11 protein-coding genes are annotated in these 12,664 nt (G+C 73.3%); 7 read left to right on the top strand and 4 right to left on the bottom strand.

Annotated features, from left to right (window positions below):
• Positions 1-11 precede the first annotated feature (11 nt).
• The 3 genes from ACFV18_RS21105 to ACFV18_RS21095 all read right to left on the bottom strand — a co-directional run bounded on the left by ACFV18_RS21105 (position 12) and on the right by ACFV18_RS21095 (position 3,071).
• Positions 12-533, bottom strand: a complete 522-nt coding sequence (locus tag ACFV18_RS21105; RefSeq protein ID WP_380485373.1) for an NUDIX hydrolase — start codon at positions 531-533, stop codon at positions 12-14.
• Positions 530-2,029 carry an SDR family NAD(P)-dependent oxidoreductase gene (locus ACFV18_RS21100; RefSeq protein WP_380485371.1) on the bottom strand — a complete coding sequence of 500 codons (1,500 nt, stop codon included), beginning with the start codon at positions 2,027-2,029 and terminating at the stop codon, positions 530-532. The genes ACFV18_RS21105 and ACFV18_RS21100 overlap by 4 nt, the downstream gene beginning before the upstream one ends.
• 100 nt (positions 2,030-2,129) lie before the next feature.
• Entirely contained in the window at positions 2,130-3,071 is a 942-nt protein-coding gene (locus ACFV18_RS21095; RefSeq protein ID WP_380485369.1) for an AEC family transporter, read from the bottom strand.
• Positions 3,072-3,921: 850 nt separating this feature from the next.
• Here ACFV18_RS21095 and ACFV18_RS21090 point away from each other — a divergent pair.
• The 6 genes from ACFV18_RS21090 (at position 3,922) to ACFV18_RS21065 (ending at position 9,902) form a co-directional block, all read left to right on the top strand.
• Positions 3,922-4,752: a transglycosylase SLT domain-containing protein gene (locus ACFV18_RS21090; protein WP_380485367.1), complete on the top strand. Its 831-nt coding sequence runs from the start codon at positions 3,922-3,924 to the stop codon at positions 4,750-4,752.
• 212 nt (positions 4,753-4,964) lie between these two features.
• Entirely contained in the window at positions 4,965-5,669 is a 705-nt protein-coding gene (locus ACFV18_RS21085; RefSeq protein WP_380485365.1) for a DedA family protein, read from the top strand.
• A gap of 83 nt (positions 5,670-5,752) precedes the next feature.
• Complete coding sequence (locus ACFV18_RS21080) at positions 5,753-6,919, top strand: sensor histidine kinase (RefSeq protein ID WP_380485363.1); 1,167 nt, start codon at positions 5,753-5,755, stop codon at positions 6,917-6,919.
• Complete coding sequence (locus ACFV18_RS21075; protein WP_380485361.1) at positions 6,910-7,554, top strand: response regulator; 645 nt, start codon at positions 6,910-6,912, stop codon at positions 7,552-7,554. Before ACFV18_RS21080 ends, ACFV18_RS21075 begins: the two co-directional genes overlap by 10 nt.
• A gap of 89 nt (positions 7,555-7,643) precedes the next feature.
• Positions 7,644-8,273 (top strand): hypothetical protein, encoded by a 630-nt coding sequence (locus ACFV18_RS21070; RefSeq protein ID WP_380485359.1) that lies wholly within the window; start codon positions 7,644-7,646, stop codon positions 8,271-8,273.
• 189 nt (positions 8,274-8,462) lie between these two features.
• Positions 8,463-9,902, top strand: coding sequence for a GuaB1 family IMP dehydrogenase-related protein (locus ACFV18_RS21065; RefSeq protein WP_380485357.1), 1,440 nt, complete (start codon positions 8,463-8,465; stop codon positions 9,900-9,902).
• A 111-nt stretch (positions 9,903-10,013) separates the two neighbouring features.
• Here the strand turns inward: ACFV18_RS21065 and ACFV18_RS21060 are convergent, their stop codons facing one another.
• A complete protein-coding gene (locus ACFV18_RS21060; protein WP_380485356.1) occupies positions 10,014-10,682 on the bottom strand; it encodes a DUF5995 family protein in 669 nt (222 codons plus the stop codon).
• Between the two features lie 504 nt (positions 10,683-11,186).
• Here ACFV18_RS21060 and tyrS point away from each other — a divergent pair.
• On the top strand, positions 11,187-12,596 hold the full coding sequence (tyrS, locus tag ACFV18_RS21055; RefSeq protein WP_380485355.1) for a tyrosine--tRNA ligase: 1,410 nt from the start codon (positions 11,187-11,189) through the stop codon (positions 12,594-12,596).
• Positions 12,597-12,664 lie beyond the last annotated feature (68 nt).

Genomic DNA, 12,664 nt, shown 5'->3' with positions numbered 1-12,664 from the left:
TGACATGTCTTTTATGACCGGGCGCCGTGCCCGGCGACGCCGCCCGCCGCCGCGTAGCGCCAAGTGCCGCCCGGGGCCGGGTGGTTGGGCAGCCAGGCGGCCAGCACCTGGGCGGACGGGTAGAACATCGGCTCGGGGAGCGCGTCCACCGGGAAGCGCTCCCAACCGGCGCACGCGTGCGGCTCGGTGACCAGCGCCTCCGCGAGGCTCGGCGGGGCCAGCACCGCCGCTGTCACCCGGGTGCGGCCCAGCTCGTGGTCGAGCAGCACCGCCAGCACCCGCATCTGCTCGGCGGGCAGCACAATGCCGGTCTCCTCGGCCAACTCCCGTGCCGCGGCCTGCTCGAACGACTCGCCGGGATGGTCGACCTTGCCGCCCGGCAGGCTCCAGGTCGGCGGCTCGCCGGCCGTGGTGCGCCGCCCGATCAGCACCCGCCCGTCCCCGGTCGGCACGATCACGCCCGCGCCCACCAGCGGCGGCAACGGGTGCGGGCCGAGGGGGAGTTCGACGCCGGGGAGCTGAACGTCCGTCACCACTTGCCCTTCTGGTAGTCCTTCAGGAAGCAACCGTACAGGTCCTCGCCCAGCTCGCCGCGGACGATCGGGTCGTACACCCGGGCCGCGCCGTCCACCAGGTCGAGCGGGGCGTGGAAGCCCTCCTCGTGCAGGCGCATCTTGTCCGGGTGCGGGCGCTCGTCGGTGATCCAGCCGGTGTCCACCGCGGTCATCAGGATGCCGTCGGTCTCGAACATCTCCTGCGCGCTGGTGCGGGTCAGCATGTTCAGCGCGGCCTTCGCCATGTTGGTGTGCGGGTGACCGGCACCCTTGTAACCGCGGTCGAACACACCCTCCATCGCGGACACGTTCACCACGTACTTGCGGCGCGCCTTGGACGCGGCCATCGCCGGGCGCAGCTGGCTGATCAGGATGAACGGGGCGGTGGAGTTGCACAGTTGCACCTCCAGCAGCTCGATCGGGCCGACCTCGGAGACGGTCTGCACCCAGCTGTTGGTGTCCGCCAGGTCCGGCACCAGGCCGCCCGCGTCGATCGCGGTGCCCGCCGCGATCCGCTCCGGCGAGGCCGAACCCGTCACCAGCGCCAGCGAGGTGACCTCCTCGGCGCTCACCGCGGGCTGCTCGGTGCGGCTCTGCCCGGGCAGCGCCGGCACGTCCACCGCGCCCGAACCGTACCGGCCGATCACCGTGGAAGCGGGCAGCGCACCGGCGGGCAGCGGCGCCGACTCGGCGGCGATCAGCTCCCGGTACGCGGCGGGGGAGCGGCGCACGGTCTGCGCGGCGTTGTTGATCAGGATGTCCAGCGGGCCGTCCGCGGCGACCTCGTCGGCCAGCGCCATCACCTGCGCCGGGTCGCGCAGGTCGATGCCGATCACCTTCAGGCGGTGGATCCACTCGGCGCTGTCCGGCATCGCCGAGAAGCGGCGGATCGCGTCGTTCGGGAAGCGGGTGGTGATGGTGGTGTGCGCGCCGTCGCGCAGCAGGCACAGCGCGATGTACATGCCGATCTTGGCGCGGCCGCCGGTGAGCAGCGCGCGCTTGCCGGTCAGGTCGGCGCGCGCCGTCCGCCGCTGCCGGCTGAGGGCGGCGCAGTTGCGGCACAGCTGGTGGTAGAAGGCGTCCACCTCGGTGTACCGCTGCTTGCACATGTAGCAGGAGCGGGCCCGCTCCAGGATGCCCGCCAGCTCGGTGGTGGTCTCGGTGCTCAGACCGAACACGCCCGCCGTCTCGTCGTCGATCCGGCCGGGCGCGCCGGTCGCGGTCCTGGACGTCACCGCACGGTCGTTGGCGGTCTTGCGGGCCCGGGTCTCCTGGCGGCGGCGCTGCTTCAGGGTGCGGAAGATCCCGCCGACGGCCATCCGGACCCGGATCGCGTCCGGGTGGTCCACGTGGATCTCGTCCAGCTCGGCGATCACGCTCAGGCACAGCTCAAGGCGCTCAGGGTCGATGCCCTTGCCGTAGTCGATGTCGTCCTCGACCGGGGTGCTGCCCGGCTCGGTCTGCGCGTTCGTCACTGCGGATGCTTCCTCAATCTCCCCATGGGTACCGGCGAACTCTACGTGAGCGGGCCCGGCCGGGGCGAAGCCTGTGACCTGCCGCACAGCCGGCCGAACCTCAACGCCCGCCCAGCGCCCAGGCGATGCCCGACAGCGTGAACATCGACAGCACCGTGGACACCAGTACAGAGGAACGCGCCAGCACCGGCGCCGCCCCGTACAGCCGCGCGTACACGTACACGTTCTGCGCGGTCGGCAGCGCCGACAGCAGCACCACCGCCAGCAGCTGTGGCCCCGACAGGTGCAGCAGCAGCGCGCCCACCGCCAGCGCGGCCAGCGGCTGGCCGACAGTCTTCAGCAGCACCGTGACGGCCAGCTCGGCGCGGTCCGGGCGCTGCGCCGCCGCGCCGGGCGGGGTGTACAGGGACAGGCCGAGGGTGACCAGCGCCGCAGGGACGGCCGCGCCGCCCAGCAGCTCCGCCGAGTGCGCCAGCGGGCCCGGCAGCCGCCAGTGGGCCGCCGAGAACACCGCGCCCAGCCCCGCACCGAGGATCACCGGGTTGCGCAGCGGCAGCAGCGCCAGGCGCCGCAGCCGCTCGGCCAGGTGGGCGGCGGATCCGGTGGCGGAGTCCAGCAGGGCCAGCATGACGGGCGTCACCAGCAGCACCTGGAACAGCAGCACCGGCGCGACGAAGGACGCGTCGCCGAGCACCTGCGCGGCCACCGGGATGCCGAGGTTGCCGGAGTTCACGTAGCCCGCCGCCATCACCGCCACGGTCCGCTCGGCGGGCGTGCGCTCGAACAGCCGGCGGCCCGCGAGCAGGCCGAGCAGCGAGGCGGCCAGCGTTCCGGCGGCGAACGCCAGCATCGAGGTGTTGGCGAACCCCGCCAGATCGGTGCGGGCGACCACGGTGAACAGCGCGGCCGGCATCGCCACGTGGAACACGAACCGGCCGAGCACCGCCTCGGCGTCCGCGCCCAGCAGCCCGGTCCGTCCGGCCAGCCAGCCGACCGCCGTCAGCACCCAGATCGGCGCGAACGCCGCGACCAACGCCTCCACTCGACCTCCCGCCGCAGTCAACCAGGCATGCCCGAACGGTCGTTCGCCGGGGTCGGCGGTGGCCCCCGTCACAGCCAGGCGGCGGGGGTTCGGTGGGGTCGGGTGGTCTGGGTCACGGCCAGGCGGCGGGGGTTCGGTGGGGTCGGGTGGTCTGGGTCACGGCCAGGCGGCGGGGGTTCGGTGGGGTCGGGTGGTCTGGGTCACGGCCAGGCGGCGGGGGTTCGGTGGGGTCGGGTGGTCTGGGCCACAGTCAGGCGCGGGTGTTGGGCGGGGCTGTCGGTGGCCCGCGTCACAGCCCGGGCGCGCCGGGTGGCGAGGCGGCTGCGGTGGGTGTGCGGGGCGAGAGCCGGGTCACAGCGGACGGGCGGTGGCCGGGGTCACAGGGGCCGGCCGGTCCGGGCGGGTGAGGGGTGGCCCAGCGGTGGCGCGGAGCCCTTGGCGCGACTGGGCTCCGGCCCAAATTCCGTGGCGCGGGGCGGGGTTGGCGCTTCCTGGGAGCCGCCTGTGAGGCTCCTCATAGGAAGCTGGGAAAACCGGCCTCGACAGGGCGCCAATTCCCTTGGCGCACAAGGGAAGCAGGCCGGTCGGCAGGCCAGGGATGTCCCATTTCGGCCTGTTTGCCGCCGGGTTGGGCGCTCGGGCAAGGTCGTGGTTGTGCCCCGAGCCGATCCGACGCTCACGGGGCTTCATGGCGCAGCAGACCGCGATCCACGCGGCGCAGCGTCCCCGGTGAGCACGAGCCGCCGGGCCGGCCGTCCCGGGCCGAGGAACCCCGCAGTGCTGCGGAGGTCCCCCCTTGTCCGAACCGGGTGCGGCGTGACCTGGAACACGACTCTCGGAGGTACTCGACATGCGACGCATCAAGAACAACCTGGGCCGACTCCCGCAGATCCGCCAGATCCGGATGGGCCACCACCGGATGCCCGACGCCTTCCTCGGCGTTGGCCTGGCCGGCGCCATCGCCGTCGGCGCCCTGCTGCCCGCGACCCAGGCGTTCGCCGACCCGTCGCCCGCCCGCGCCGAGACCGCCGCGGTCGCCACCGACGGCCAGAACGCCCAGCAGCAGCCGCAGGACCAGCAGCCGCAGCAGCAGCCCGCCGAGCAGCAGCAGCCGGCCGCGCAGCCGCAGCCGCAGGATCAGCAGCAGCCGGCCGCTCAGCCGCAGGACCAGCAGCCGGCCGCTCAGCCGCAGGACCAGCAGCCGGCCGCGCAGCCGCAGCCCGAGCCCGCCCCCGCGCCGCAGCCCGAGCCCGCCCCGGCTCCGGCTCCCGCCCCGGCCCCGGCCCCCGCGCCGGAGCCCGCGCCCGCCCCCGCGCCGGCCAAGCCGACCTACGCGAACAACCTGGACGGCTGGATCGCCGAGGCCCGCGACGTGCTGGCCGCCGCCGGCAAGCCCGTCCCGTCCGCGAAGGCGATGCACGCCGCGGCGATCGCCGAGTCCTCCGGCAACCCGAACGCCGTCAACAACTGGGACATCAACGCCAAGAAGGGCACCCCTTCGATCGGCCTGACCCAGATGATCGAGCCGACCTTCCGTGCCTACGCACTGCCCGGCCACACCGACATCCGGAACCCCGTTGACAACCTGATCGCCAGCTCGCGCTACTGCGACGCCCGCTACGGCAGCATGGACAACATGGCCGCCGCCCGTGGCTACGGCGCCTACTGGCGGGGCTACTAATTCAGCCTCCCTTTTGCTCTTCGGCCCCCTGTGGATTCGTTCCGCAGGGGGCCGCGGCATGTCCGGGGCATTTCGGGGGTTTCCGGGTGCGGAAACCCGTAACCGGAGTGGGTGGGAAACCGCGTACCGCCGCTGAGCTGCGGATTCCAGGATGAGTGGCGATCCCGGGCGAACGGCCCGTGGACCCACTCGCCCCTGAGGAGAACCCGGCCATGCAGCTCATTTCCCTGGCGACCGCCTCCTTGGCGACCGCCTCCCTGGCGACCGCTTCCCCGGCGACCGAGCAGGCACCCACCGAGGGCGTCGCGGGCTGGGCGGCCGGTCTGGTCGACACGCTCGGCGGGCCCGGCGCCGGACTCGCCATCGCCCTGGAGAACCTGTTCCCGCCACTGCCCAGCGAGGTGATCCTCCCGCTCACCGGCTTCGCGGCCGGTCGCGGCACCCTCAGCCTGCTGTCCGCCCTCGGCTGGACCACGGCCGGTTCGGTGGCCGGCGCGCTCGCCCTGTACCTGCTGGGCGCGGTCTTCGGCCGTGACCGGATGCACGCCATCTGGGCCCGGCTGCCCCTGGTCAAGGTCTCCGACCTGGAGCGCACCGAGGCCTGGTTCGCCCGGCACGGCACCAAGGCGGTGCTGTTCGGCCGGATGGTCCCGATCTTCCGCAGCCTGATCTCGGTGCCCGCCGGTGTCGAACGGATGGCCCTGGCCCGCTTCACCGCTCTCACCGCCATCGGCAGCCTCGCCTGGAACAGTGTGCTGATCCTGGCCGGCTACCTGCTCGGCGACCGCTGGGACGTGGTCGAGGGCTACGTCGGCATCTTCTCCAAGGTCGTGCTGGTGCTCGCCCTGATCGCGACAGCCGGCTACCTGGGCCTGCGCCTGCGCGGCCGCGACGCCCGCCACCGCCGGGCCCGCTGACGCCTGCGGCGGTCGGCGGGGACATGGGGCCCGTGGGGGCCTGTCGGGATGGGGTGATCATGGTGGACAGTAGGCTCTCGTCCATGGGGGAGGGACCGATCGTGGCGGGGGACACCACCGCGCCGCCCTGGCCGCGCCGCGCTCTCGGTGGGCTGCTGGGTGCGCTGACCGCGCCGCCCGCCGCGTTGTACCTGGTGCTGGCGGGTGCGCTGCTGGGTCCGCTGCTGCCCTGGCCGGGCACCGGGCCGCGGGCGCGGGCCGCGTTGCAGGCGGGGGCTGCCCGGCTGGCGGCCGTCGAACGGGCTCGCCGGGCCGTCTGGTTCGGCGACCGGTTCCCCGCTCACTACCGGGCCGGCGACCGCGAGCTGCTGCGGTACCTGGCCCGTCGCACCGGTGCCGGGCTGGTCGCGGGGCTGGTGCTCGGGCTGATCGGGTTCGGCGCCGTCCTGGTGGTGCTGCTCGCGGCGGGCGCGCTGCGCGGCACCCTGAGCGTGGCCGACCTGCTGGGCCAGGTGTTGCTCGGTGGCGTCCTGCTGTTCCTCTCCGTTCAGGGCCTGGCCTCGCTGGCCGACCTGGACGCCCGGCTGGCCCGGGACTGCTTCGGCCCGTCCGAGGCCGAGCTGCTGCGCCACCGGATCGCCGAACTCGCCGACAGTCGGGCCGCCGTGCTGCACGCCGTGGACGCCGAGCGCCGCAGGATCGAACGCGACCTGCACGACGGCGTCCAGCAGCGGCTGGTCGCGCTGCGGCTGCTGCTCGGCCGGGCCCGGCGCGGAGCCGACCCGCAGCGCACCGACGAACTGCTGCGCCAGGCGCACCGGGAGGCCGCCGAGGTGCTCACCGAACTGCGCGAGGTCGCCTGGCGGGTCTACCCGTCCGCGCTGGACAGCCTCGGCCTGGACGAGGCGCTGGCCGGCCTCGCCGAGCGCTGCCCGATCCCGTTGCGGGTGCACTGCCGGGCGGCCGGCGCGCTGCCCCAACCGGTGCTCACCGCCGCGTACTTCGTGGTCAGCGAGTGCGTCACCAACGCCGCCAAGCACTCCGCCGCCGACACCGTCGAGGTTCTGGTCGAGCGGGACGGTGCGCGGCTCACCGTCCGGGTCGAGGACGACGGGCGGGGCGGCGCGGACCCGGCGGGCGGCGGCCTGTCGGGGCTGCGCGGCCGGCTCGCCGCGCTCGACGGGACCCTGTCCGTCCACAGCCCCGCCGGGGGCCCCACCGTCGTCACTGCGGAGCTGTCATGCGGGTGATCGTCGCCGAGGATTCGACCCTGCTGCGGGAGGGCCTGGTCCGCCTGCTCGCCGAGGAGGGCCACCGGGTGCTGGCCGCCGTCGGCGACGCCGAGGCCCTGCTCGCCGCGGTGGACGCGGACCCGCCGGACGTCGTGGTGGTCGACATCCGGATGCCGCCCACCCACACCGACGAAGGGGTGCGGGCCGCGGTGCGGATCCGCGAGAGCCGGCCCGAGGTCGGTGTGCTGGTGCTCTCCCAGCACATCGAACGCGGTTACGCCGCCCAGCTGTTGGCGTCCGGCGCGGAACGGGTCGGCTACCTGCTCAAGGACCGGGTGGCCGAGGTGGACGAGTTCCTCGACGCCCTCACCCGGGTCGGCTCGGGCGGCACGGTGATCGACCCCGAGGTGGTGCGCCGCCTGGTGGTCCGCACCGAACACGCCGACCCCCTGGCCCGCCTCACCCCCCGTGAACGCACCGTTCTGGAGGCCCTCGCCGAGGGCCACACCAACACCGCGATCGCCGCCCGCCTGCATCTCTCGCTGAGCGCCGTCGAGAAGCACCTGAACGCCCTCTTCGACAAGCTCGACCTCCCCCGCACCGCCGGTTACAGCCGCCGCGTCCTGGCCGTCCTGCGCTATCTGGGAGCCTGAGCGGCACCTGCCGCCGTCGCCACCGGGGCCGGCAGCGCCTGCCGTCGTCGCCCCTGGCCCCGGTCGGGCTCGAGCGCGAGGATGGCGGTATGGACGCGCAGCGGTTCGCCGAGGCCCGCACCGCACTGCACGCGGTGGCCGAGCACCTGCTGGCCGGCCCGCAGTACCGGGCCGCGGGGACGGTGCGCCTGCGTGCCTATCCGGGCGGGTTCGCCACCCGGTTCGAGCCCAGGTTGCGGGTCAGTGGTGCTCAACTGCTCAGTGCCGGGCGGGCGTTGGACATTCCCGGGCGGAGCTGCGCGGAGCTCGGGGCGGCCGTCGGGATTGTGCCGGGCCGTCCGGAGGGCCTGTACCGGGACGGCTCGGGGGTGGCCCTCGACCAGCGGCTGGAGTTGGACGCGGCGGGTGCGGAGGCCGTCGCCGCCTGCTTCGCGCACGGCGACGCCGCGTTGCGGGCGCTGTTCGCGCAGGCCGACCCGGTGTTGTGGCCGGAGCACTTCGATCTGGCGGTGACGGTGGACGAGGTGAACTACGGCCTCTCGCCCGGAGACGATTTCCTGGCCGAGCCGTACGCGTACGTCGGCCTGCCGACGCCCCGCAGCGGCGCGTTCTGGAACGCCCCGTTCGGTGCCGCCCGCACCCTCGCCGACCTGGGCGATCTGTCGGCGACCACGGCTTTCCTGGCGGAGGGCCGCCGGCTCGCCGCCACGCTCTTGTAGCTTCCTCCAAGCCGCTTGTGGAACGGTGGCCGTCCGCTTGTGCCGATCTTCAGGATTCCCGTGTGAGCTGGCCCCCGACCGGGGAATCAGTGAGGATTGAACGCTGGGTGCGGCGCGCCCGGTGCGTTTGACGGCACAGCTCCATCGCGCCCCTGCTGAAACGTTCCTCCCCAGCCAGAGAGCCCCTTCATGCGCTTCCTGAATGACCTCAAGCCCGCGTACGACTTGACGTACGACGACGTCTTCATGGTCCCCAGCCGTTCCGCCGTGGGCTCCCGGCAGGGTGTCGACCTCTCCTCCCACGACGGCACCGGCACCACCATCCCGCTGGTGGTCGCCAACATGACCGCGATCGCCGGACGCCGGATGGCCGAGACCGTCGCCCGCCGCGGCGGACTGGTCGCCATCCCGCAGGACGTCCCGATCGAGGTCGTCGCCGAGGTGATCGGCTGGGTCAAGCAGCGTCACCTGGTGCACGACACCGCGCTCGCCCTCGCCCCCGGCGACACCGTCGCCGACGCCCTGGCGCTGATGCCCAAGCGCGCGCACGGCGCGGTGGTCGTGGTCGAGGGCGGCCGGCCCGTCGGCGTGGTCACCGAGGGCGACTGCCAGGGCGTGGACCGGTTCACCAGCCTGTCCGAGGTGATGTCCCGCGACCTGCTGCTGCTCGACCGGGACATCGACCCGCGTGCCGCCTTCGACCACCTCAACGAGGCGCACCGCAAGCTCGCCCCCGTGGTCGCCCCCGACGGCACCCTGGTCGGCATACTCACCCGCAAGAACGCGCTGCGCGCCACCCTCTACACCCCCGCCGTGGACGCCTCCGGCCGCCTGCGGATCGCCGCCACCGTCGGCATCAACGGCGACGTCGCCGGCCGCGCCAAGGCCCTGCTGGAAGCCGGCGCCGACGTGCTGGTGGTGGACACCGCGCACGGGCACCAGGAATCGATGATCAGCGCGCTGCGCGCCGTGCGGGCACTCGACCCGCAGGTCCCGATCGTGGCCGGCAACGTGGTCTCCGCGGCCGGCGTGCGCGACCTGGTCGAGGCCGGCGCGGACATCCTCAAGGTCGGTGTCGGCCCCGGCGCGATGTGCACCACCCGGATGATGACCGGCGTCGGCCGGCCGCAGTTCTCCGCCGTCCTGGAGTGCGCCGAGGAGGCGCGCCGGCTCGGCAAGCACGTCTGGGCAGACGGCGGCGTCCGGCACCCGCGCGACGTGGCGATGGCGCTGGCCGCCGGCGCGTCCAATGTGATGATCGGCTCCTGGTTCGCGGGCACCATGGAGTCCCCCGGCGACCTGCAGACCACCCCCGACGGCCGCCAGTACAAGGAGAGCTTCGGCATGGCCTCGGCCCGCGCCGTGCGCAACCGCACCGCCGACGACTCCGCCTACGACCGCGCCCGCAAGGCGCTCTTCGAGGAGGGCATCTCGCACTCCCGGATGTTCATCGACCCCACCCGCCCCGGCGTCGAGGACCTCATCGACGCGATCGTGTCCGGCGTCCGCTCCTCCTGCACCTACGCCGGCGCGGCCGACCTCGAGGAGTTCCACCGGAACGCGATCGTCGGCGTGCAGAGCGCTGCGGGCTACGCCGAGGGCAAGCCGCTGCACTCCAGCTGGGCCTGACACTCCGCCGCTTCCGGGCGGGCTCCCTTTTACGGGGGTCCGCCCGGTTTTCGCGTCGGGGGAGACTCAGTCGTGGGAGATTCAGCCGTGGGAGCGTCAGTCGTGGGAGCGTCAGTTGGGCGACAGCGGGGTGAGCAGCGCCCGGCCGACCATGCCGACCGACCCCGACAGCGCGTCGGCGACCAGCCGGTACGCGGGCGGCAGCCGGTGCAGCTCCCAGAGCGCCAGCACGGACGCCCAGGCGGCGTCGCGGGCCTGGTCGATGCTCCACACGCCGAGGACGTGCAGCAGCGGGTCACCGGCCGGGAGCGGCAGCAGCGTGGCGCGGACCTGGGCCTCCACCTCGGCGAGCAGGGTGTTGATCCGCAGGTAGTCGGCGTGCAGCTGCTCCGGCCGGTGCCCGGTCGTTCGGCAGGTGTCGAGGACGGCGAGCGGCAGGTCGTTCTCGATGTGGGCGTTCATCCCGGCCAGCGCGAACTGCAGCGGGTGAACGTTCGGCGCCGCGCGCAGCTCGAACAACGGCCGCCAGCAGGCCGCCGGCCGCCGCCCCGCCCGGTCGTCATCGACCGCGGCCAGGTAGCGGGCGGCGAACACGGCGTCGAGCTCCGCCATGGTGGACGGGTCGTCGAAGTACGCGACAGCGAGACGGTCACGGACCAGGCGGGTCACGGTCAGGTACATCGCGTTGAACACCGCGACCCCGTCCGCGGCGGGCAGTTCTGCCGAGATCTCCGTCATCCGGTCGACCACCTGGTCCACCGTCAGCACCGGTGCAGTCATGGGCATCCATCCTTCGGTGACGAACCGACAAGCAGATGATGCGCCCACGATGGCAGGGGTCCGGGAGCCTGCCAAGACACGACGCGCGGCGGGCGGGAGACGGCCTCCGGCGGGGCATTCCGTGGGGGTGGTGATCCGGAGGCGGCGGGTGACCAGGGAAAAAGGAGGTGCGGGCGGGGGTGCGGATAGGGCAGGATGGGGGCTGCGGTGGAGCCGAGGGGCTGCTGCCGCTTCCTGTTCCCGGAGGTTTCGCGTGGTGAAGCGATATTAGAGGCGGTCCCCACCGCCCTCCGGCCTGCCTGAAGTGACGGCGGCCGGGCCTCCGGATTTCTTGGACGACCTGTAGCGAATGCCTGCCCGGCTGCCTGCGTGTGCGCGTGTGCGCGTGTGCGCGTGTGTGCGCTTGTGCGTGGGTGCGGGTGCTTTCGCGGTCGTCGTTTGGTGGTGCCGTGTGTGCGGGGCGGGTGTGTCCGTCTGTTGTTCCTGTACCCCGAGAGGATGGCCATGGCCGCCACCGCATTCGACCGCAGCGTTGCGCTGATGAGTGAACTGATCGAGAAGGCAGAGGAGTTGAGGGAGGGCCCGGCGCTCGGGCAGCTGCTGGAGGTGTTGGCGGAGCGGCAGCGGGCGGACCTCTCGCAGCTGGAGCCGCAGCGGCAGGCCGCGCTGCTGGGCGCGCGGGCGGCGGCGGTGCTGCCGGGGGCGCAGCAGTTGGCCGAACTGCTCGGTCAGGGGCGGATGTTGACGGTGAAGTACGGCATCGACCCGACCGGCGCGGAGGTGCATCTCGGGCACGCGGTGCCGATGATCCTGGCCAGCCGGTTGCAGCGGATGGGGCACCGGGTGGTGTTCCTGGTGGGGGACATCACGGCCCGGATCGGCGACCCGTCCGGCCGGAGTGCGGAGCGGCCGCCGCTGACCGCCGAGGACGTGACGCGCAATGTCGCGACCTACCGTCAGCAGGTCGGTCCGTTCTTCGATTTCGAGCAGGCCGAATTCCGGTTCAACAGCGAGTGGTTGGGGCCGCTGACGCTGCCGGACTTCCTCTCGGTGCTGTCCCGTCTGCCCGCCTCGGCGGCGTTGCAGCGGGAGGACTTCCGGACCAGGCTCGCCGAGGGCAGCGGGCTGACGCTGGCCGAGCTGGTGTACTCCGTGGTGATGGCGCTGGACTCGGTGGAACTCGTCGCCGACATCGAACTCGGCGGCCTGGACCAGCTGTTGAACCTCCAGATGTGCCGCCGGGTGCAGACCTCGGCCGGTCAGCAGCCGGAGGTGGTGCTGGCGACCGGACTGATCGAGGGCACCGACGGCACCGGCGCCAAGATGAGCAAGTCGAAGAACAACTACGTCGGACTCGCCTTCCCCGCCGGGGAGATGTTCGGCCGCCTGATGGCCTGCGCGGACCGGCTGCTGCCGGACTACCTCCGGCTGCTCACCGAACTCGTGGACGAGGAAGTCGAGTTGCTGCTCGCCCAGGCCACCGACGGCCGCCGCCACCCGATGGCGGTGAAGACCCTGCTGGCCGCCGCCGTCACCGCCACCGTGCACGGCGTCCCGGCGGCACTCGCCGCCCGCGACGCCTTCCGGGCCCGCTTCTCCCAGCGCCGCTTCTCCGACGCCGGCCCGCTGCCCGCCGTGGACGCGGCCCGGCACGGCGCGGCAACCCTCGGCGAACTCCTGGTGAAGGTCAGCGGCGAACTCCCGAGCCTCAACCAGGTCCGCCGCGTCGCCGAGGCGGGCGGCCTGCGCCTGGTGATCGAGAGCCCCGACGGCGACCGGCGGACGGTACCGCTCTCCCGCGCCGACACCGACGAGCGCCTGCTGGTGATCCTCGGCACCCACGACCTGACGCGGGCGAGCGCGCAGCGCCGGGTGTTCCTGCGCTGCGGGCGGAAGGTGCTGGAGCTGAGCTGAGCTGACAGAGTCAGGGCTCGCGCCAGCCGTATCAGGTGCAACCAGCTCAACGGACAGCCGGTTGGGCT

Source organism: Kitasatospora sp. NPDC059673 (assembly GCF_042734215.1).
In the GTDB taxonomy this organism is placed as follows: Bacteria; Actinomycetota; Actinomycetes; order Streptomycetales; family Streptomycetaceae; genus Kitasatospora.
Note: the sequence above shows the minus strand (reverse complement) of the source record. Positions and strands in the feature narration are given on the sequence as shown.

Excerpts from the sequence above, each read along its gene's own strand:
- ACFV18_RS21085 (WP_380485365.1), top strand. The coding sequence starts at position 4,965 with ATGCAGCTCATTTCCCTGGCGACCGCCTCCTTGGCGACCGCCTCCCTG.
- ACFV18_RS21060 (WP_380485356.1), bottom strand. The coding sequence starts at position 10,682 with ATGACTGCACCGGTGCTGACGGTGGACCAGGTGGTCGACCGGATGACG.
- ACFV18_RS21065 (WP_380485357.1), top strand. The coding sequence starts at position 8,463 with ATGCGCTTCCTGAATGACCTCAAGCCCGCGTACGACTTGACGTACGAC.
- ACFV18_RS21080 (WP_380485363.1), top strand. The coding sequence starts at position 5,753 with ATGGGGGAGGGACCGATCGTGGCGGGGGACACCACCGCGCCGCCCTGG.
- ACFV18_RS21070 (WP_380485359.1), top strand. The coding sequence starts at position 7,644 with ATGGACGCGCAGCGGTTCGCCGAGGCCCGCACCGCACTGCACGCGGTG.
- ACFV18_RS21090 (WP_380485367.1), top strand. The coding sequence starts at position 3,922 with ATGCGACGCATCAAGAACAACCTGGGCCGACTCCCGCAGATCCGCCAG.
- ACFV18_RS21075 (WP_380485361.1), top strand. The coding sequence starts at position 6,910 with ATGCGGGTGATCGTCGCCGAGGATTCGACCCTGCTGCGGGAGGGCCTG.
- tyrS (WP_380485355.1), top strand. The coding sequence starts at position 11,187 with ATGGCCGCCACCGCATTCGACCGCAGCGTTGCGCTGATGAGTGAACTG.